General features: G+C 62.3%; 16 protein-coding genes and 1 riboswitch. Of the genes, 9 read left to right on the top strand and 7 right to left on the bottom strand.

What is annotated here, in order from left to right; translation table 11 throughout:
• Positions 1–27 precede the first annotated feature (27 nt).
• The gene (locus tag IHN22_RS06980) at positions 28–1,209 is read right to left on the bottom strand and encodes a cation:proton antiporter (protein WP_191434379.1); all 1,182 of its coding nucleotides are present in this window, start codon (positions 1,207–1,209) and stop codon (positions 28–30) included.
• A gap of 162 nt (positions 1,210–1,371) precedes the next feature.
• A riboswitch (Fluoride riboswitch) is annotated at positions 1,372–1,444 on the bottom strand.
• 327 nt (positions 1,445–1,771) lie between these two features.
• Between IHN22_RS06980 and IHN22_RS06975 the strand changes: the two genes are divergently transcribed.
• Both IHN22_RS06975 and IHN22_RS06970 read left to right on the top strand, forming a co-directional pair.
• Positions 1,772–2,536, top strand: coding sequence for a TatD family hydrolase (locus IHN22_RS06975; RefSeq protein ID WP_191434378.1), 765 nt, complete (start codon positions 1,772–1,774; stop codon positions 2,534–2,536).
• Positions 2,537–2,552: 16 nt separating this feature from the next.
• Positions 2,553–3,170, top strand: coding sequence for a TatD family nuclease-associated radical SAM protein (locus IHN22_RS06970; RefSeq protein ID WP_087188867.1), 618 nt, complete (start codon positions 2,553–2,555; stop codon positions 3,168–3,170).
• A 45-nt stretch (positions 3,171–3,215) separates the two neighbouring features.
• Here the strand turns inward: IHN22_RS06970 and IHN22_RS06965 are convergent, their stop codons facing one another.
• On the bottom strand, positions 3,216–3,449 hold the full coding sequence (locus tag IHN22_RS06965) for an HPr family phosphocarrier protein (protein WP_191434376.1): 234 nt from the start codon (positions 3,447–3,449) through the stop codon (positions 3,216–3,218).
• A gap of 142 nt (positions 3,450–3,591) precedes the next feature.
• Here IHN22_RS06965 and mtaB point away from each other — a divergent pair, with 142 nt between their 5' ends.
• The gene (gene mtaB, locus IHN22_RS06960; RefSeq protein ID WP_191434374.1) at positions 3,592–4,881 is read left to right on the top strand and encodes a tRNA (N(6)-L-threonylcarbamoyladenosine(37)-C(2))-methylthiotransferase MtaB; all 1,290 of its coding nucleotides are present in this window, start codon (positions 3,592–3,594) and stop codon (positions 4,879–4,881) included.
• A gap of 38 nt (positions 4,882–4,919) precedes the next feature.
• Here mtaB and IHN22_RS06955 read toward each other — a convergent pair whose 3' ends face one another.
• Complete coding sequence (locus IHN22_RS06955; RefSeq protein WP_087268382.1) at positions 4,920–5,492, bottom strand: FUSC family protein; 573 nt, start codon at positions 5,490–5,492, stop codon at positions 4,920–4,922.
• 68 nt (positions 5,493–5,560) lie between these two features.
• On the opposite strand from IHN22_RS06955, the gene thyA reads away from it, so the two are divergent.
• The 6 genes from thyA (at position 5,561) to htpG (ending at position 12,419) form a co-directional block, all read left to right on the top strand.
• The gene (thyA, locus tag IHN22_RS06950) at positions 5,561–6,391 is read left to right on the top strand and encodes a thymidylate synthase (protein WP_191434371.1); all 831 of its coding nucleotides are present in this window, start codon (positions 5,561–5,563) and stop codon (positions 6,389–6,391) included.
• A gap of 12 nt (positions 6,392–6,403) precedes the next feature.
• Positions 6,404–6,883: a dihydrofolate reductase gene (locus IHN22_RS06945; RefSeq protein WP_191434369.1), complete on the top strand. Its 480-nt coding sequence runs from the start codon at positions 6,404–6,406 to the stop codon at positions 6,881–6,883.
• Entirely contained in the window at positions 6,883–7,455 is a 573-nt protein-coding gene (locus IHN22_RS06940) for an NUDIX hydrolase (protein WP_191434367.1), read from the top strand. Before IHN22_RS06945 ends, IHN22_RS06940 begins: the two co-directional genes overlap by 1 nt.
• 381 nt (positions 7,456–7,836) lie before the next feature.
• Entirely contained in the window at positions 7,837–9,207 is a 1,371-nt protein-coding gene (gene mnmE, locus IHN22_RS06935) for a tRNA uridine-5-carboxymethylaminomethyl(34) synthesis GTPase MnmE (RefSeq protein WP_191434365.1), read from the top strand.
• A gap of 123 nt (positions 9,208–9,330) precedes the next feature.
• Complete coding sequence (locus IHN22_RS06930) at positions 9,331–10,368, top strand: hypothetical protein (RefSeq protein ID WP_300985823.1); 1,038 nt, start codon at positions 9,331–9,333, stop codon at positions 10,366–10,368.
• 128 nt (positions 10,369–10,496) lie between these two features.
• Positions 10,497–12,419: a molecular chaperone HtpG gene (gene htpG, locus IHN22_RS06925; protein WP_191434363.1), complete on the top strand. Its 1,923-nt coding sequence runs from the start codon at positions 10,497–10,499 to the stop codon at positions 12,417–12,419.
• A 60-nt stretch (positions 12,420–12,479) separates the two neighbouring features.
• Here the strand turns inward: htpG and IHN22_RS06920 are convergent, their stop codons facing one another.
• From IHN22_RS06920 to IHN22_RS06905, 4 genes are all read right to left on the bottom strand, one after another.
• A complete protein-coding gene (locus IHN22_RS06920; RefSeq protein WP_087390584.1) occupies positions 12,480–13,988 on the bottom strand; it encodes an Ig-like domain-containing protein in 1,509 nt (502 codons plus the stop codon).
• 31 nt (positions 13,989–14,019) lie between these two features.
• Complete coding sequence (locus IHN22_RS06915; RefSeq protein WP_191434361.1) at positions 14,020–16,284, bottom strand: Ig-like domain-containing protein; 2,265 nt, start codon at positions 16,282–16,284, stop codon at positions 14,020–14,022.
• Between the two features lie 247 nt (positions 16,285–16,531).
• Entirely contained in the window at positions 16,532–17,002 is a 471-nt protein-coding gene (locus IHN22_RS06910; protein WP_191434359.1) for a hypothetical protein, read from the bottom strand.
• Between the two features lie 93 nt (positions 17,003–17,095).
• The gene (locus IHN22_RS06905) at positions 17,096–17,941 is read right to left on the bottom strand and encodes a DUF4358 domain-containing protein (RefSeq protein WP_191434357.1); all 846 of its coding nucleotides are present in this window, start codon (positions 17,939–17,941) and stop codon (positions 17,096–17,098) included.
• Positions 17,942–18,129 lie beyond the last annotated feature (188 nt).

Genomic DNA, 18,129 nt, shown 5'->3' with positions numbered 1-18,129 from the left:
CGTTTTTCTTTGGCTGAAAGGCCGCTCTTACTTGTCTTTGGAGAGCAGCTTTTTGTAGGTGAAGTCGATGGCGAAAGCGCCCAGGGGGGCGGTGACCAGGATGGCAATGACCGCCACGGTGAGCACAATCTGCCCGCACCCCAGGCCCATGGCCAGAGGCACGCCGCCGATGGCAGCCTGGACGGTGGCCTTGGGCAGATAGGCCAGCACCGCAAAGACCCGCTCCTTTTTGTTGAGTCGGCTGCCTGCCATGCACAGCAGCACGCCCAGGGCCCGGAAGCACAGTACCCCCAGCACCGTGGCCACGGCGGCCAGACCGGCGGCTGCGGCATAGGGCAGGTTGACCTCGGCGCCAACCAGCACGAAGAGCATGATCTCGGCCCCCACCCACAGCTTGCCGAACTTGGCGGTGAGCCGCTGGGCCACCACCAGCCGCCAGCGCCGCAGGCCCAGACCGGCCCCCAGCACCGCCAGCAGGCCGGAGAAGGGCACCCAGGCTTCCACCGCATCCTCCAGAGCCACCAGCAGGAAGGCCAGGGAGAGCAGAATGACCACCTTCACCGAGTCCCGCATATGGAACCGGGCAAAGAACTTTGCCAGCACAAAGCCGATGAGCAGGCCGAAGGCCGCACCCAGTACAATAGACACCGGCACCCCGGCCAGAGCGGCGGGGGAGAAGGACCCACCCTGGGCCATGCCGGTAAAGGAGGTAAAGAGGACGATGACAAACACGTCGTCCACCGAGGCCCCTGCCAGCACCATCTGGGGGATGCCTTTGGCAGTGCCGTAGCCCTCCTCCATCAGTTTGAGCATCCGGGGCACAATGACGGCGGGGGAGACCGCCCCCACCACCGCGCCCATGATGGCGGCGTCCAGGGTGCTCACCCCCAGCAGCCGGGGGGCCAGTACCACCATGCCCAGCACCTCAAAGGCGGCGGGCAGGAAGCACATGAGGATGGCGGGCCGTCCCGCCCGGCGCAGATCCTCCACATCCAGACTCAGACCCGCCCGGGTGAGGATAATGACCAGGGCCAGCTGCCGCAGGTCGGCGGAAATCCCCAGCAGGGAGGGGGAGAGCAGATTGAGGACGCAGGGCCCCAGCAGAATGCCCGCCAGCAGCATACCCACCAGGGAGGGCAGCCGCAGCCTGGTGGCCAGGGTGCCCAGCGCCAGGCCCAGCAGCAACACAAAGCCTAAACTTGTCAACATAACACACATCATCCTTCCCAGAGGGCGTCACCCTTCCTGCGCGGCATTGCCGCACAGGAAGGGTTGTGCATCATTTCCGGTTGCCCCAACGGGGCGAGGAAATGGCACATCTCTCTTTTTTGTTGCGTTTTTGCGCAACAAAAAAGCCAATGCCCCCTGCAACAAATTGCAGAAGTCATCAGCCAAACGGCGGTTCGGGCAAATGCCCCGGGCGGACCTCATCCCCGTATTTCGGTGGCAGTATACCACAGGCTGATCCCCTTGTCAACTGTGGGAAAAGGGAGTATGATAATGCGTACAGAGCAAAACCGAACGCACAGCAGGCCAAGGCGTTCGGTTTTGCGGCGCAAGGGGCTTGGGCGATACTGCCCCAACCCCTTGCGCCGTTCGCCGGGACGTGTTTCGTTCCGGCGAACATACGCATTGTCACAATGTCGCAATTTCACAAAACAGCGAAGTACGCCGTTTTGTGAAATTGCGCGGCCCTGCCGCGCCAATCAACCGCGTTGCGGTTGATTCAGCAGACATTATGATGAAAAAAACAAGACCACAGGAGGCCTTTATGATCTTCGATACCCACGCCCATTACTATGACGACGCCTTTGATGCCGACCGGGATGCCCTGCTGGCTCAGCTGCCGGACAAGGGGGTGGACTTGGTGGTGTGCCCCGGCTGTGACCTGGAGTCCTCCCGGCAGTCCATGGCCCTGGCGGAGCGCTACGACTATCTCTATTTTGCCGCCGGGTTCCATCCGGAGAACCTGGAGGGCGTGACCATGTCCCAGCTGGATGAGATCCGCGCCCTGTGCGCCCACAAAAAGTGTGTGGCGGTGGGGGAGATCGGCCTGGACTACTACTGGGTCAAGACCCCCGAGGACCGGGCCAACTCCCGGGACTTTTTTGACGCCCAGCTCTCCCTGGCGGAGGAGCTGGACCTGCCCGCCATTGTCCACGACCGGGACGCCCACAAGGACTGCGTGGACATGGTCCGGGCCCATCCCAACGCCCGGGGTGTGTTCCACTGCTACGCCGGCAGCATTGAGGACGCCAAGGTGCTGGTGGACAAGGGATGGATGCTCTCCTTCACCGGCAACATCACCTTCAAGAACGCCCGCCGGGCCCCTGAGGTGATAAGCTGGCTGCCCATGGACCGGATCATGCTGGAGACCGACGCCCCCTACATGGCTCCCGAGCCCTACCGGGGCCGCCGGTGCGACTCCTCCCTCATCCCCCTGATGGCCCAGACGGTGGCCCAGCTGAAGGGACTGACCACAGAAGAAGTATTACAGATTACCCTGGAGAATGGAAAACGGTTTTTCGGCCTGTGAGTAAGGAGGTATTTTTATGGAGACCATTTCCTATGAGTACGAAGGCGCCCTCTATGTGAACCTGACCAACCGGTGCGACTGCCGGTGCGTGTTCTGCCTGCGGCACAACGGCCATAAGGGCTCCATCTACGCTGACGATCTGTGGCTGGACCACGAGCCCACCCGGCAGGAGGCCCTGGACGACCTGCTGGCCCGGGACTACTCCAAGTACCGGGAGCTGGTGTTCTGCGGCTTCGGCGAGCCCATGTACCGCACCGACGACATCCTGTGGCTGGTGGACCAGCTGAAGGAGAAGGTGCCCAACCTGCCTCCCATCCGCATCAATACCAATGGCCACGCCAACCTGATCCTGGGCCGGGATGTGACCCCTGAGCTGTCCGGCCGCATCGACACCGTGTCCATCTCCCTAAACGGCTCCACGGCGGAGGAGTACTGCGCCGTCACCCAGCCCAGGGACGGGGTCAAGGCCTGGGAGGCCATGCTGGACTTCGCCAGGAAGGCCAAGGCCCATGTGCCCCATGTGGTGATGACCATCGTGGACAAGGACAAGACCCAGGCGGAGATCGACCGCTGCCGGGCCATCACGGAGGAGCTGGGAGTCACCCTCCGCATCCGGGCCTATATCGAGGATTAAAAACAGCTGGGGCGCTGCAACAGCAGCGCCCCAGTTTGTTTTACTTCACTTGACAAAGGCATCAACCGCCTGACGGAAGGCGGCCTGATCGCCGTCGCTGCCGTGGAGGCGGACTGTCACCGGGTGGGACAGGTCCAGAGAGAACAGCCCCATAATGGACTTACCGTCCACCACATAGCGGCCGGACAGAATGTCCACCTCGCAGGGGGAGCGGGTGGCGGCATTGACAAACTGGCGGACCTCCTGGATGGAGGCCAGAGAAACCTGGAATTCAGACATGGGGCACCTCCTGAACGAATATTATCCTTGCAATCAAACTGGAATTCCGTATAATAGGGGATATCGAAACTCTGTCCTGTTTATTATACTGGCAAGTCAGAGGTTTTTCAACAGGAAAACGCCTGTAAAGAGAGGAAAGCGTATGCGTACAGCGATCTATACCCTGGGCTGTAAGGTGAACCAGTACGAGACCCAGGCCATGGAGGCCGAGCTCACCCGCCGGGGCCACACTCTGGTGCCCTTTGACGGGGAGGCCGACGCCTATATCATCAACACCTGCACCGTCACGGCGGTGAGCGACAAGAAGTCCCGCCAGATGATCCGGCAGGCCCGTAAGCGCTCCCCCCACGCCATTGTGGCGGTGTGCGGCTGCTACGCCCAGACCGACCCCGAGGCGGTGGAGGCTCTGGAGGTGGACCTGGTGATGGGCACCAACGACCGCATGGGCTTTCTGGACCGGCTGGAGGCCCTGAGCCCCGACGGGGGCCAGGTGGTGGACGTGGACGACGCCCTCCGCCGCCGCACTTTCGAGCGGCTGCCCGCCGGCGGCCTGGAGGGCCGCACCCGGGCCATGCTGAAGGTGGAGGACGGCTGCGTCAACTTCTGCACCTACTGCATCATCCCCTACGCCCGGGGCCCCATCCGCTCCCTGCCCGCTGCCGAGGCTGCCGCCCAGGCCGCCAAGCTGGCAGAGGAGGGCTACAAAGAGCTGGTGCTCACCGGCATTGAGATTTCCTCTTGGGGCCGGGATCTGGAGGGCAAGCCGGAGCTGATGGACCTGATTGAGGCGGTGTGCGCCGCCGCGCCGGACTGCCGGGTGCGGCTGGGCTCTCTGGAGCCCCGCACCATCACCGCCGATTTCTGCCGCCGGGGGGCGGCTATCCCCAACCTGTGCCCCCACTTCCACCTGTCCATGCAGTCGGGGTGCGACAGCGTTTTGAAGCGAATGAACCGGAAATATGATACCGCGCGGTATTATGAGAGCGTCAAATTACTGCGGGAATACTTTGACCGGCCCGGAATCACCACAGATCTCATCGTGGGCTTCCCCGGCGAGACCGAGGAGGAGTTTGTCCAGACTCTGGACTTTGTGCAAAAGTGCGCCTTCTCCGCCATGCACATCTTCCCCTACTCCCGCCGCTCCGGCACCCCTGCCGCCGCCATGGCCGGCCAGTGCTCCAACGCGGTGAAGGAGGAGCGGGCCCACCGGGCGGGTGAGGTGGCCCGTGGGCTCCACCAGGCCTGGCTGGAGAGCTGGGTGGGCCAGACTCTGCCCGTTCTCTTCGAGGAGGAGAAGGACGGCCTGTGGCGGGGCCACGCCCCCAACTACACCGAGGTCTTTGTTTCGGGCCAGGGATTACATAATGTGATACAAGACGTAAAAATAACAGGCCTTCATGGAGAAGGCCTGTTGGGTGAGCTTGTGCCGTAACGGGGACTGCGGGGCGGGGGCTGGCCTCCCGCCCTGCGTTACTTGTTGCGATGAAACTTTGCCTTGAACTTCTCCACCCAGGGCTCCAGACGCTCCCGGGGAAGGAGATAGTTGATGAGCAGGGACATGGCCACGCCCATGCCGGTGTCAAACATCCGGTCCAGGGCGTAGGACACATAGGTGTCCACCGGCGTGTTGAACAGGACGATGCACAGCACCACGCCGCCGGGCTGTACCGCTCCCACCCAGAAGGTCTGGGCCAGCAGGATCAGGATGATGACGCCCACAAAGAGTAGAGGCACCAGCAGCAGCCGGTTCTCCCCGTCGGGGTAGAAGATCAGATAGATGCGGAACAGCCCCATGCCCAGCAGGCCGCCGATGATGGTGCCGAAGAGCCGGTTGCCGCCGTGGAGCTTGGAGTGGTCCATGTTGGCTCCCATGCCGAAGATGGCGCCGATGCAGGCGAAGGTGGGGTTGCGCTCACTGAGAAAGAAGTGATAGATCAGGGCGCACAGAGAGGCGGAGAGAGCGGTTTTCAGATTGCGCAGGCCGATGTGCAGATGCAGATGGTGGGTTGTGGTGGCGGAGCCGGAGGCGGGGGCGTCTTTCATGGTGAAGTCACACTCCTGATGTTTGATTTTGAGATCAGTCGAGGTTTTTGAAAAACGGGAGGTACGCGATGAGCAGAGCAGACGAGCTGTTTATTCAAAATTGCAAGGATATTCTGGCCCATGGGGTGTGGGACACCGACCAGGAGGTGCGCCCCCGGTGGGAGGACGGTACCCCCGCCCACACGGTGAAGAAATTCTGTATCGTCAACCGCTACGACCTGCGGGAGGAGTTTCCTGTTCAGACCATCCGGAAGATGGCCTTCAAGAGCGCGGTGGACGAGCTGTTGTGGATCTGGCAGAAGAAGTCCAACAACATCCACGACCTGAACAGCCATATCTGGGACGCCTGGGCCGACGAGAGCGGCTCTATCGGCAAGGCCTACGGCTATCAGCTGGGGGTGAAGCACCAGTACGCCGAGGGGATGTTTGACCAGGTGGACCGGGTGCTCTATGACCTGAAGCACAACCCGGCCTCCCGGCGGATCATGACCAACCTCTATAACCACCACGACCTCCACGAGATGGCCCTCTACCCCTGCGCCTACTCCATGACCTTCAACGTCAGCGGCAGGACCCTAAACGCCATCCTCAACCAGCGCAGCCAGGATATGCTCACCGCCAACGGCTGGAACGTGATGCAGTACGCCGCGCTGGTCCACATGATGGCCCAGGTGTCCGGCCTGGAGGCCGGCGAGCTGGTCCACGTCATTGCCGACGCCCACATCTATGACCGCCATGTGCCGGTGGTGGAGGAGATCATTGCCCGCACCCCCTATGAGGCCCCCAAGCTGTGGATGGACCCCTCCGTCACCGACTTCTATACCTTCACCAAGGACAGCTTCAAGCTGGAGGGCTACCAGTTCCACACCCTGGACAAGCCCATCCCGGTGGCGGTGTAAGGAGGATATGCCATGAATCTCATTGCAGCGGTGGACCAGAACTGGGCCATCGGCAAGGACGGGGATCAGCTGTGCTATATCCCCGCCGACCTGAAGCGGTTCCAGACCCTCACCACCGGCCACGCCGTCATTCTGGGGCGCAAGACTCTGGCCACTTTCCCCGGCGGCCGGCCCCTGAAAAACCGGCGCAACCTGATTTTGTCCCGCAATGCCGCCTTCGCCCCCGAGGGGGCGGGGGTCTTTGCCGATGTGGACAGCCTGTTGGAGGCGGCCCCGGCGGATGCCTTCGTCATCGGCGGGGAGAGCGTATATAAGGCTCTGCTGCCTTACTGTGACAAGGCCTATATCACCAAGATCGACAAGGCCTGGCCCGCCGATGCTTTCTTCCCCGACCTGGACGCCGATCCGTCGTGGCAGGTGACGGAGGAAGGGGATCCGCTGGAGCACGAGGGCCTGCCCTTCCGCTATGTGACCTATGAGAGGGTGAACTGATGTACCGGGAGGAGATAGCGGCCTATGTGCCACAAAACCAGCAGGAGGCCGGGGACAAGGAAATGATGCTGGAGTACCTGCGCTTGTTCCCTGATAACCTTCTGACCCGGCAGAACAGGATCGCCCACTTTACCGCCTCCGGCTTTGTGGTCAACGCCGACGCCAGTAAGGTGCTCATGGCTCACCACAACCTCTATCAGGTATGGGCCTGGACCGGCGGCCATGCCGACGGGGAAGCCGACCTGCTGTCGGTGGCCCTGCGGGAGGCCCGGGAGGAGACGGGGGTGGAGCACATCCGGCCCCTGAGCACGGCGCTGGCCTCCCTGGAGATCCTGCCGGTGTGGGGCCATGTGAAGCGGGGGGCGTGGGTGCCCTCCCATCAGCACCTGAATCTCACCTATCTGTTGACCGCAGACGAGACAGACCCCCTCCATTACCGGGAGGGGGAGAATACAGGGGTGGCCTGGCTGCCGGCGGACAAGCTGCTGTCCATCACCAACGAATGGCAGATGGATGAGGTATACACCAAGCTGCTGGAGCGGGCCCGCCGTCTGGTGGGAAAAAGACCGTAAAAGATCTGCCGCACAAGGGCTGGGGCCATGCGCGGCAGACGGTTACCATATGGTAATGGTATCATGCCCGCCAGCCCGGCGCAAGTGCCGACTTGCCCAAAAACCAATCAATTTTTTTGACAACCTGACAAAAAATGTGGGACCATAAAATCTTTTGACACGGCATATACAGACGGGTATGCAATGTAAAAAAACGGTAAGCAAGCGGAGGCGCGTTGCCCCGCAGGGTTTTCCACATTATCCACAGGGTTTTCCACACTTGTCCACACTGGTGGAAAACAACCGTTATGCATATTCCGGTAGACATAAAAGTAGTCAAGGGAAAAATCCACGGCAGAATTGCCAAAGTTTCCACACAGCGGGAGACGGGAAGGAAAGACCATGTCCGACACCATCGCAGCCATCGCCACACCAGCCGTTCCCAGTGCCATCGGCATCCTCCGTCTCAGCGGGCCGGAGGCCATTGCCGCGGTCTCTACGGTGTTTCGGCCCCTGGGGGGCAAACCTCTGACGGCATATGAGGACCGGCATCTGGTGCTGGGGGAGCTGCTGGGGCCGGGGGGCGAGGTCATCGACCAGGCCCTGGCCACCATCTCTCACGGCCCCCACAGCTATACCGGGGAGGATACGGCGGAAGTGCAGTGTCACGGCTCCCCGGCGGTGCTCTCTCTGGGGCTGGAGGCCCTCTTTGCCCAGGGGGTGCGGCAGGCGGGGCCGGGGGAGTTTACCCGCCGGGCCTTCCTCAACGGGCGGCTGGACCTGACCCAGGCGGAGGCGGTGGCCGACCTCATTGACGCCGAGACCCCCGCCGCCGTGTATCAGGCCGCCGGTCAGCTCTCCGGCGCTCTGGGCCGCCGGGTGGGGGCCATCTATGACGGTCTCACCGACCTGCTGGCCCACTTCCACGCTGTGCTGGACTATCCCGACGAGGACATCGACCCCTTCCGGGCGGACACCATCCGGGAGGGGCTCACTGGGGCCAGAACCGCCCTGGAGGACCTGCTGGCCACCTACCAGCGGGGGAGGTACATTGCCGGGGGCGTGCCCTGTGTGCTGGTGGGGCGGCCCAACGCGGGCAAATCCTCCCTGCTTAACGCCCTGGTGGGCTATGACCGGGCCATCGTCACCGATATCCCCGGTACCACCCGGGACACGGTGGAGGCCAAGTGCGTGCTGGGGGGCGTGACCCTGCGGCTCATTGATACCGCCGGCATCCGGGAGACCGAGGATACCGTGGAGCGCATCGGCGTGGAGCGCAGCCGTGCCGCGCTGGAGGAGGCCGCTCTGGCCCTGGTGCTGTGGGACGGCTCCACGGCCCTGGGGGAGGAGGATTGGGACCTGCTGGCCGATGCCAGAGACCACGCGCCGGTGATCCTGGTACGCACCAAGGCGGACCTGCCCTCCAAGCCCATGCCGGTGCTGGGGGTGGAGGAGATGCCACCGGTGGTGTCGGTGTCCGCCAAGACCGGCCAGGGGCTGGACAAGCTGGGAGAGCTGGTGGAAGGACTCTTCCCCACGGTGGGCGTGGGAGGGGCGGGAGAACTGCTCACCAACGCCCGGCAGGCGGAGGCCGCCCGGCGGGCGTTGGACAGCGTGGCCCGGGCGGAGGAGAGCCTGGAGGCGGGGGTCACCCCCGACGCCCTCCTTACCGACGTGGAGGAGGCCCTGTCCGCCCTGGGCGAGCTCACCGGAGCCAATATCCGGGAGGACATCACCGCCCGCATCTTCGAGCGGTTCTGTGTTGGAAAATAGGGGCGGCCTTTGGCCGCTCCTTTTTTGCGCTTTGTAACCCCTTGTCTCCACATTGGCACCGGCCCTGTAACCCTCTGTACCACGGAACATGGTAGGATGGAGGCAGAAAAGGAGGTCACTGTTATGAAACGCACGGTATTGCCTGCCCTGCTGCTGGCCCTTGCCCTGTGCGGCTGCGCGGCGCAGACACTTGCTGAGACGCAGACCACGCCCCCACCGAAGGAGAGCGCTCCGGCGGCGGAATACGACTTCACCATACTGCCGGTACAGGAGGAGAGCATCCATACTCTCTACAACCAGGAGGGTTATGAGGTGAGGAAGGTCACTCCCTATGAGGGGGACTATCTGGTGGAGTACGGCTATGAAAATGACCCCGAATGCGCCCTGCTGGCCTGGGTGTTTGGTCAGACCGGCCGCCGGGTACAGCTGGCCGGCAGGAGCCAGTTTACCGCCTATGAGATCACAGGTCCCGGTGAGGTGCGCTACACCACCACCGGGTGGGACGCAGGCACCGCCTGGAAGGGTCTCCCGGAGATCCGTACGGTGTGGGTGGTGGGGGACGAGCACGGTTCCATCCATCCCGACCAGGACTGGGGGGCCATCCAGTCCTACCAGGAAACCGCCTGGCTGGACCCAACCCAGCCCTTTTCCATGGGGACCTCCAGCGAGGCCGCCGATCCACCCAAGGAGTGGGGGCGGTATGAGCAGCTCTACGACGCCCGCATCGATGCCGACGGCCTGTCCTTCTCCTTTATCCCCAACGGGGACAGCCCGGAGAAGGTGGTCTCCTTCTTCCCGGCAGTCACCACCATCCCGCCCTTTTCCACCGCCTTTGACCCGGAGGGCAGAATCTTCACCATCCGCCTGTACAACACCTGCCTGGAGAGCGGAAGCACAGAAGCCGATGTAGATGAGTGGTTGGGAGACTACCCGGAGGACCTGTACCCCTATTCCTTCCCGGCGGGTTCCCTGGGCCGGGACAGCCACTTCTTAAAGGATGTCACTGTGGCCCAGGACGGGGAGGATGTGGTGGTGTCCGCCGTCCTCACCGACAGGGCCTGGCGCTTCACGGTGGAGACCTCCAACTTGGGCCGGGATAACATCCCCTCCTTCCGCATCCTGTTCCGGGAATACGACTGGGAGATAGACGGGGAGGGGTGAATTGTAAACATTTCTTGAACCCCCTTGCAATTTTTCATACGAAGGATTATGATAGCGTTAGCACTCTGGATAATTGAGTGCTAACGCTATGTTTTTAAAAACACTTTCATATACAGGAGGCATTCATCGTGGAAAAGAAAGAATTTCAGGCGGAATCCAAGCGACTGCTGGACCTGATGATCAACTCCATCTATACCCACAAGGAGATCTTCCTGCGGGAGATCATCTCCAACGCCAGCGACGCCATGGATAAGCTGGCCTATAAGGCCCTCACCGACGACAAGGTGGGCCTGGACCGGTCAGAGCTGAAGATCACCCTCACCCCCGACCAGATCGCCCGTACCCTGACCATCAGCGACAACGGCATCGGTATGACCAAGGAGGAGCTGGAGCAGAACCTGGGCACCATCGCCCGCAGCGGCTCCCTCCAGTTTAAGCAGGAGATGGCCAAGCAGGAGAAGGCCGAGGGGGATACCACCGACATCATCGGTCAGTTCGGCGTGGGCTTCTATTCCGCCTTCATGGTGGCCGACCATGTTACCGTCACCAGCAAGGCCTACGGCGCCGGCCAGGCCTGGAAGTGGGAGTCTGACGGCGCCGACGGCTACACCATCGAGCCCTGCGAGAAGGACAAGGTGGGCACCGACATTGTGCTCCACATCAAGGCCAACACCGACGACGACCACTACGACGAGTATCTGGAGCAGTACCGTATCGCCGATCTGGTGAAGAAGTACTCCGACTATATCCACTATCCCATCGTCATGCTCATGCACAAGTCCCGCCAGAAGCCCCGCCCGGAGGACGCCGGCGACGACTACAAGCCCGAGTGGGAGGACTATGACGAGTGGGAGACCCTCAACTCCATGGTGCCCCTGTGGCAGCGGCCCAAGAGCGAGGTCAAGACCGAGGAATACAACCAGTTCTACAAGGAGAAGTACGGCGACTGGGAGGACCCCCTGAGCGTGATCCACGTGTCCGCCGAGGGCACTGTGGAGTACAAGGCCATGCTCTACATCCCCTCCCACGCCCCCTACGACTTCTACACCCGGGAATATGAGAAGGGCCTGCAGCTCTACTCCTCCGGCGTGCTCATCATGGACAAGTGCGCCGACCTGCTGCCCGAGCACTTCCGCTTCGTCAAGGGCGTGGTGGACTCCCAGGACTTCTCCCTGAACATTTCCCGCGAGATGCTCCAGCACACCCGCCAGCTGAAGGTCATTGCCAACAACCTGGAGAAGAAAATCAAGGCCGAGCTGCTCCGCCTCCAGAAGGAGGACCGGGAGAAGTACGAGACCTTCTGGAAGGCCTTCGGTCCCCAGATCAAGATGGGTGTGGTGGCCGACTACGGCGTCCACAAGGACCTGCTCAGCGACCTGCTGCTGTTCTGGTCCTCCAAGGAGGGCAAGCTGACCACCCTGGCCGAGTACAAGGAGCGGATGCCCGAGGACCAGCAGTACGTCTACTTTGCCTGCGGCGAGGACACCGCCAAGCTGGACAAGCTGCCCCAGGCCGAGCGTATCCGGGACAAGGGCTACGAGATCCTCTACCTCACCGCCGAGGCCGACCAGTTCGTGGTCAACGTGCTGGGCGCGGTGGACGGCAAGGCCTTCAAGTCGGTGGACGACGACGACGCCCTGCCTGAGACCGACGAGGAGAAGGCCGCCCTGGAGCAGAAGGCGGAGGAGAACAAGCCGGTGCTGGACTTCCTGAAGGAGACCCTGGGGGGCGACATCCACGAAGCCCGCCTGTCCAAGATCCTGAAGAGCGGCGCCGTGTGCCTCACCACCGACGGCCCCATCACTCTGGAGATGGAGAAGTACTTCCAGCGGATGGACCCGGACAACGCCGACAACATGAAGGCCCAGCGGGTGCTGGAACTCAATCCCGATTCGGACGCCTTTGCCGCCCTGAAGCGGGCGGTGGCCGAGGACAAGGACCTGGCCGCCAAGTACGCCCAGCTGCTGTATGCCCAGGCCCAGCTCATTGCCGGTCTGCCTCTGGCCGACCCCGCGGGCTACACCGAGCTGGTGTGCTCCCTGATGAAGTAATGAATCACAAAAGGCCCCGCTGCCAACGGCAGCGGGGCCTTTTTGCGTGGAATTGTAAACTTAGGGAGTAACTACGATCAGAATGCCGGGAACACCACCGGCCACGCTGGCGCCCATCATAACAAAGTAGGTGCCGTTGGTGTAAATCAGGGTGGTGCCGCCGTCGTCATTGACGAAGCTGTCCATGTACCGGAAGCCGCTGGCCACCAGGGCGGCGTCATAGCGCTCGGCGAAGTCCTCGCCGTGACCGGCGTTCTTGATGCTGGTGTAGGAGTAGAAGAAGCCGCCGGAGTTGTCGGAGGGATCATAGGTGCTGTCCATGGCGTAGGTGCCCATCACCAGACCGAAGTCAGGCACGCCGGCGAACCGGGAGTAGGACTGGTAACCGGAGCTGGCGGGCTTCTTCACGGTGACGGTGCAGGAAGCGCTCTTGCCGTTGGGGGTGGAGGCGGTGATGGTAACGGTACCGGGGGCCACGGCGGTGACGGTGCCGCTCCACACGGTGGCCACAGCGGTGTTGGAGGAGGTCCAGGTGATGTTCTTGTTGACGGCGTCGGCGGGCTGGACGGTGGCGGTGAGGGTGCCGGTCTTGCCCACGTCCAGGGTCATGGTAGTCTGGTTCAGGGTGACAGAGGAGACGGCCACGGGGGCGGCGGTAACGGTGACGGTGCAGGAGCCGCTGACGCCGTTGTCGGCCACGGCGGTGATGGTGGCGGTGCCCGCCTTATGGGCGGTGACAGTGCCGTTGCTGACGCTGGCCACGCTGGCGTCGGAGGAACTCCAGGTCAGGGACTTGACGGTGGCATTGGAGGGGGCCGTCTGTACGGAGATGGCGCCGGTCTTGCCGGCCTCCAGGCTCAGGCCGGTGAGGGTCAGGCCGGTCAGGTTCACATAGGTGAGGGAGATGTTCTGCCGCAGGGCGGGGTTGGCCATACGGGAGACAATGGCGGCCACGGAGGAGCGGGTGATGGTGGTCTCAGGCTGGAAGGTGCCCTTGGAGTCGCTGCCGGTGAGGATGCCCGCCCGGTAGAGCAGGTAGATGTCGTTGTAGTTGTCGGAGCCGGCGGCCACGTCGGGGATCATGCCGTCGTCCACGGTGTTCTTGGCCTCCAGGGCCTCGGCGGGCAGGGCACGGGCCAGGATGGCGGCAAACTGACGGCGGGTGGCCACGGCGTTGTAGTCGGTGAACTGGCCCTGGGAGATGATGCCGTTCTTCACGGCGTAGTCCACATAGACCTGGTACCAGGGATCACCCTGGACAAAGTTGGCGGCGCCGGTGTTGTAGATGCTGTGGAGCCGGCAGGCCAGGGCGATGGTGGAGCCCACGGTGATGTTGCCGTCGGGGGAGAAGGCGGTGCCACTGGTGCCCTTCATCAGGTCCATCTCATAGGCGGTCTTGACGTTGCTGGTGTACCAGGTGTCGGCGGGCACGTCGGTAAAGGTGCCGGTGGTGTAGGTATTGACGGACTTGAAGTTGGACAGGCCGTCGTCGGCGGCCAGGGCGCCGGTGGTCAGCAGGGATACCGACAGGCCCACAGCCAGGAACAGGGACAGAATGCGTTTTTTCATGGGAGAGAGCTCCTTTCAGTAAATGTTGAAATTACAGACCTTTGACCACGCTGGAGGAGGCGTCCATGACCCCGCTCCAGGCTTTGAGAATGTAGAGGTAGGAGTTGCGGGCCTGGGAGATATCGGTGCTGGTGGGAGAGGAGCTGTTGCCCACCCGGTCAAACAGGGCGACGGCCTCCTCCACATCCTCCAACAGATTTTCAGCCAGGGTTTTGACGCCGGACCAATAGGAATTGTCGCCGCAGTTTTCGATGACCTTCTCCACGTCGGACTGGAAGCTGGTGATGCCGTCAATGGAGAACTTGACGTACTGGGAGTCGCCGTAGGGGTTTTCCGAATAGGCGGGAACCTTGCTCATGTACTCCTGCACCGGAGTCAGATGGTTCATACCGCTCTGGAAATAGCCCTCCATCCGCTCGCCGATCTCCAGGGCCTCCTCCTTCTCCGGGTCCACCTCGGGCTCGGGATCGGGGGTCTCAGGCTCCACCAGGCCGGGCACGGCCTTGTCGCCGGAGTAGCTGACGAACTCAATGGAGGCGGCCTGTGACAGGGCGGTGGGGTCCACATCGAAGGTCATCTCTACCGCGAAGTCCTGATTGTTGCCCACGCTCTTGGAGCTGTAGTCGGTGTCCAGCAGCTTGCCGCTGGCGTCGTACAGATTGATGCGGACGTAGAAGTACTGGGAGCCGCTGCCCACGCTGCCCTGAGCGGTGGCCTCCAGACGGGCCTTGCCGAACTGCAGCTTGCCGCTGGTGAAGGTGAAGTCATTCACCAGGAAGTTGGTGACCGTGCTGCCGGAGCGGTAGACAATGGTCATGGGGCCGTAGTTGTGGTTCAGCTCAGGCACGGAGAAGTTCAGCTTGGTGGAGGCCTTGACGGTCAGGCGGCAGTAGTCGTACCGGCCGTTTTCGGAGGTGGCGGTGATCCGGGCGGAGCCGGGGGCCACGGCGGTGACCTTACCGCTGGAGTTGACGGTGGCCACGCTGGTGTCGGAGGACTCCCACTCCACGCTGTCGTCGGTGGCGTTGGCGGGATACACCGAGGCGCTGAGGTACTCGCTGTCCCCAACCTCCAGCGTCAGGCTGCTGGGGTCCACGGTGACGCTGGAGACCTTGATCTCAGGGGTGACGGTGACCTTGCAGGTGGCGGTCTTTCCGTTATAGGTGGTGACGGTGATGGTGGCGGTGCCCTCCCGCTTGGCGGTGACGGTGCCGCCGCTGCTGACGGTGGCCACGCTGGTGTTGGAGGAGGACCAGGTGACGCTGTCATTGGTGGCGTCGCTGGGTTTCACCGTGGCGGTCAGACGGCCGGTGGTGCCCTCCGCCAGACTCATGGTGGACTTGTTCAGGGAGACGCCGGTGACCTCCACGGGGGCGGGGGTGACGGTGACCTTGCAGGTGGCCTTGACCCCGTTGGCGGTGGTGGCGGTGATGGTGGCGGAACCCTTCTTCACGGCGGTGACCTTGCCGTTGTCCACAGTAGCCACGCTGGTGTTGGAGGACTTCCAGGTCACGTTGGTGACAGTGGCGTCAGCGGGGGAGGGGGTAACGGTAAGGGTGGAGGTCTTGCCCTCCTCCAGCGTCAGGCTGGTCTGGTTCATGGTCAGCTTGGTGGCGGGGACCACCTTCATGGTGACGGACTGCCGCAGCTGGGGCATGGCCATGCGGGAGACGATGGCGGCCACCGACGAGCGGGTGATGGTGGACTCGGGGACGAAGGTGCCCTTGGAGTCGCTGCCGGTGAGGATGCCCGCCCGATAGAGAAGATAGATGTCGTCATAGTTGGCGGAACCGGCGGCCAGATCGGGAATGGTGCCGTCCTCCACCGTGTTTTTCTCCTCCAGAGCCTCCTCAGGCAGGGCCTTGGCCAGAATGGCGGCAAACTGCCGGCGGGTGGCCACCGCGTCATAGTTGGTAAACTGGCCCTGGGTAATGATGCCGTTTTTGAGGGCATAGTCCACATAGACCTGATACCAGGGGTTACCCTGGATGAAGTTGGCGCCGCCGGTCTCATAGATGCTGTGGAGCCGGCAGGCCAGGGCGATGGCGGAGCCCACGGTAATGTTGCCGTCGGGGGAGAAGGCAACGGAGCTGGTGCCCTTCATCAGACCCAGCTCATAGGCGGTCTTGACGTTTTCCGTGTACCAGGTGCTGGCAGGCACATCGGTAAAGGTACCGGCGGTGTAGGCGGCGCTCTTCTGGAAGTTGGACAGACCCTTGCCTGCGGCCAGAGCAGTGGGACAGAGGGTCATCACCAGCCCCAGGGTCAGTGCCAGGGACAAGATGCGTTTTTTCATACAATCTCTTCCTCCTCTTCAGGGTGCGCTCAGGCCAAACAGGGCGGGGCGCCTCCTCGCCCTGCCCTGCTGGACCTTCTTTCCAATCACAACTATATACTCTTTTTTAAGGTAAAACAATTTGCTGGCTGCATAGTGTTTGTGGAAAGATATCCAGGGAGAAACAGAAAAAACCGCGCAAAGCAGTGGGTTTTTCTGCATTTTGCGCGGCTTGTATGAATTCAATTTTGGAAGATATTCCGACTGCTCAGAACTGGGAGAGGGCCTTCCACAGCTTCTTCTGATTGGGCAGCATCTGCCGGGGTGTGGTGCGCCTGGCATAGCGGCTGGCGATCTCCCGCTGCTTGTCGGGGGGGAGGAAGGGCAGCAGGGCCATGGCCCGCCCTTCAAAGGCAGACAGGGAAAAGGCCACGGTGTTATCTTTGGGGACGGGATAGAAGAGCACCAGCTCCAGGGCCTGGACCGCCAGACGGCAGGCCTCCTCCGCCGGACAGGTCTCCAGCACGGCGGTCAGGGTGGTCAGGCGCTCTGTCATGGCGGCGTCAAACTCCTCCACCGCATAGGACACCCGGGGGTTGCCCTGGGCCCGGAAGAAATTGCCCATGACCTCGCCCACACTGGAGGCCTTGCTCTTCTTCAGCTTCTCGATGAAATCCCGGTAGCAGACCTCCAGGTCCTCCAGAGCCTGGGGGGCGGATACGGGGGTGTGTTCTTCCATGGAGATCCCTCCTTTTTTCCACATTATAGCGGCTCCCGGTGCAAAAAACAAGGTCCCGGCCATAGCCGGGACCTTGTTTCGTGCTTGGAAGGTTCAGCCCTGAGCAGCCACGAAGTCGCGGAACATCTGCTCGGCCTGATCGGCGTTCTCACCAATGAAGAAGAACACATAGCCGTCCTCGATCACGGTGCGGGCGTCCTGCACCTTGGGCAGGTGCTGAGACAGGTACCAGGAGAAGGTGTCCTCCTGGCTCTTGCGGTAGGCCTCCAGGGCATCGGTGACCGCCTTCTCATCGGCGTTCTCAGCCAGCTTGCCGATGATGACGGTGTCGGGGGAGGTGATCATGGGGAAGAAGGCCACGATCTGCTCAAATTCATCCACAGGGATCTTGTAGGCATCGGCCAGCATATCCTCATAGGTGCGGGAGCCGAACATCTCGCTGCTCTCCATGATGGAGTAGGCCAGCTTGACCATGGGGTCGTTGTTGGGGGTGGTGATGTCCACGGCGCCAAAGCTCTCAGCGGTGGGGTCGGCCCAGGTGACGGTGAAGCCGTCCAGCAGGGCCAGCACGCCGGAGGACACATAGGTCACGCCGGCGGTAACCTCCGCCTTCTCCTTCACCAGCTCGTCGTTGACCAGAATGGTGTTGTCGTCAAAGCTTACGGTGATCTTGTCCTGGCCGAAGTTGAACCAGGCCTCGTTGCCCTCCTGATCCCAGTAGGCGTTGCCGTGGTCGGCCTCGGCCAGCAGGCGCAGGGGCAGCATGGAGTCGGAGGCGGCAGGCAGAGCGGCGGTGTCCAGCTTCTCACCGTTGAGGGTGATGGAAGTGGTGTAGCCCACCTTGGCGGAGATGAGCACGGGGGTCTCCACAGCCAGGGCCGGGAGGGTCATGGAGCCGGCCAGAGTCAGGGCCAGCGCGGCGGCGCCGAATTTTTTCATCGGTAAGGTCCTCCTTGCAAGTTTGTTGTCACAAGGATAGACGGGAGTTTTTCAAAAAGGTTCCCCAAAAGAGGAAAAATTTTATGGGGCTGTTGCAAAATGTGCAGCTCGTACAAAGACCCGTCATTCCGAGAAAAACGGCCGCCCACCGGGCGGCCGTTTTTCGTGGGAATCCGTCCCTTTTGCCG

Source organism: Flavonifractor sp. An112 (genome assembly GCF_904377885.1).
In the GTDB taxonomy this organism is placed as follows: domain Bacteria; phylum Bacillota; class Clostridia; order Oscillospirales; family Oscillospiraceae; genus Flavonifractor; species Flavonifractor avicola.
The sequence above is the reverse complement of the archived record's forward strand: the minus strand, read 5'-3'. Positions and strand labels throughout refer to the sequence as shown.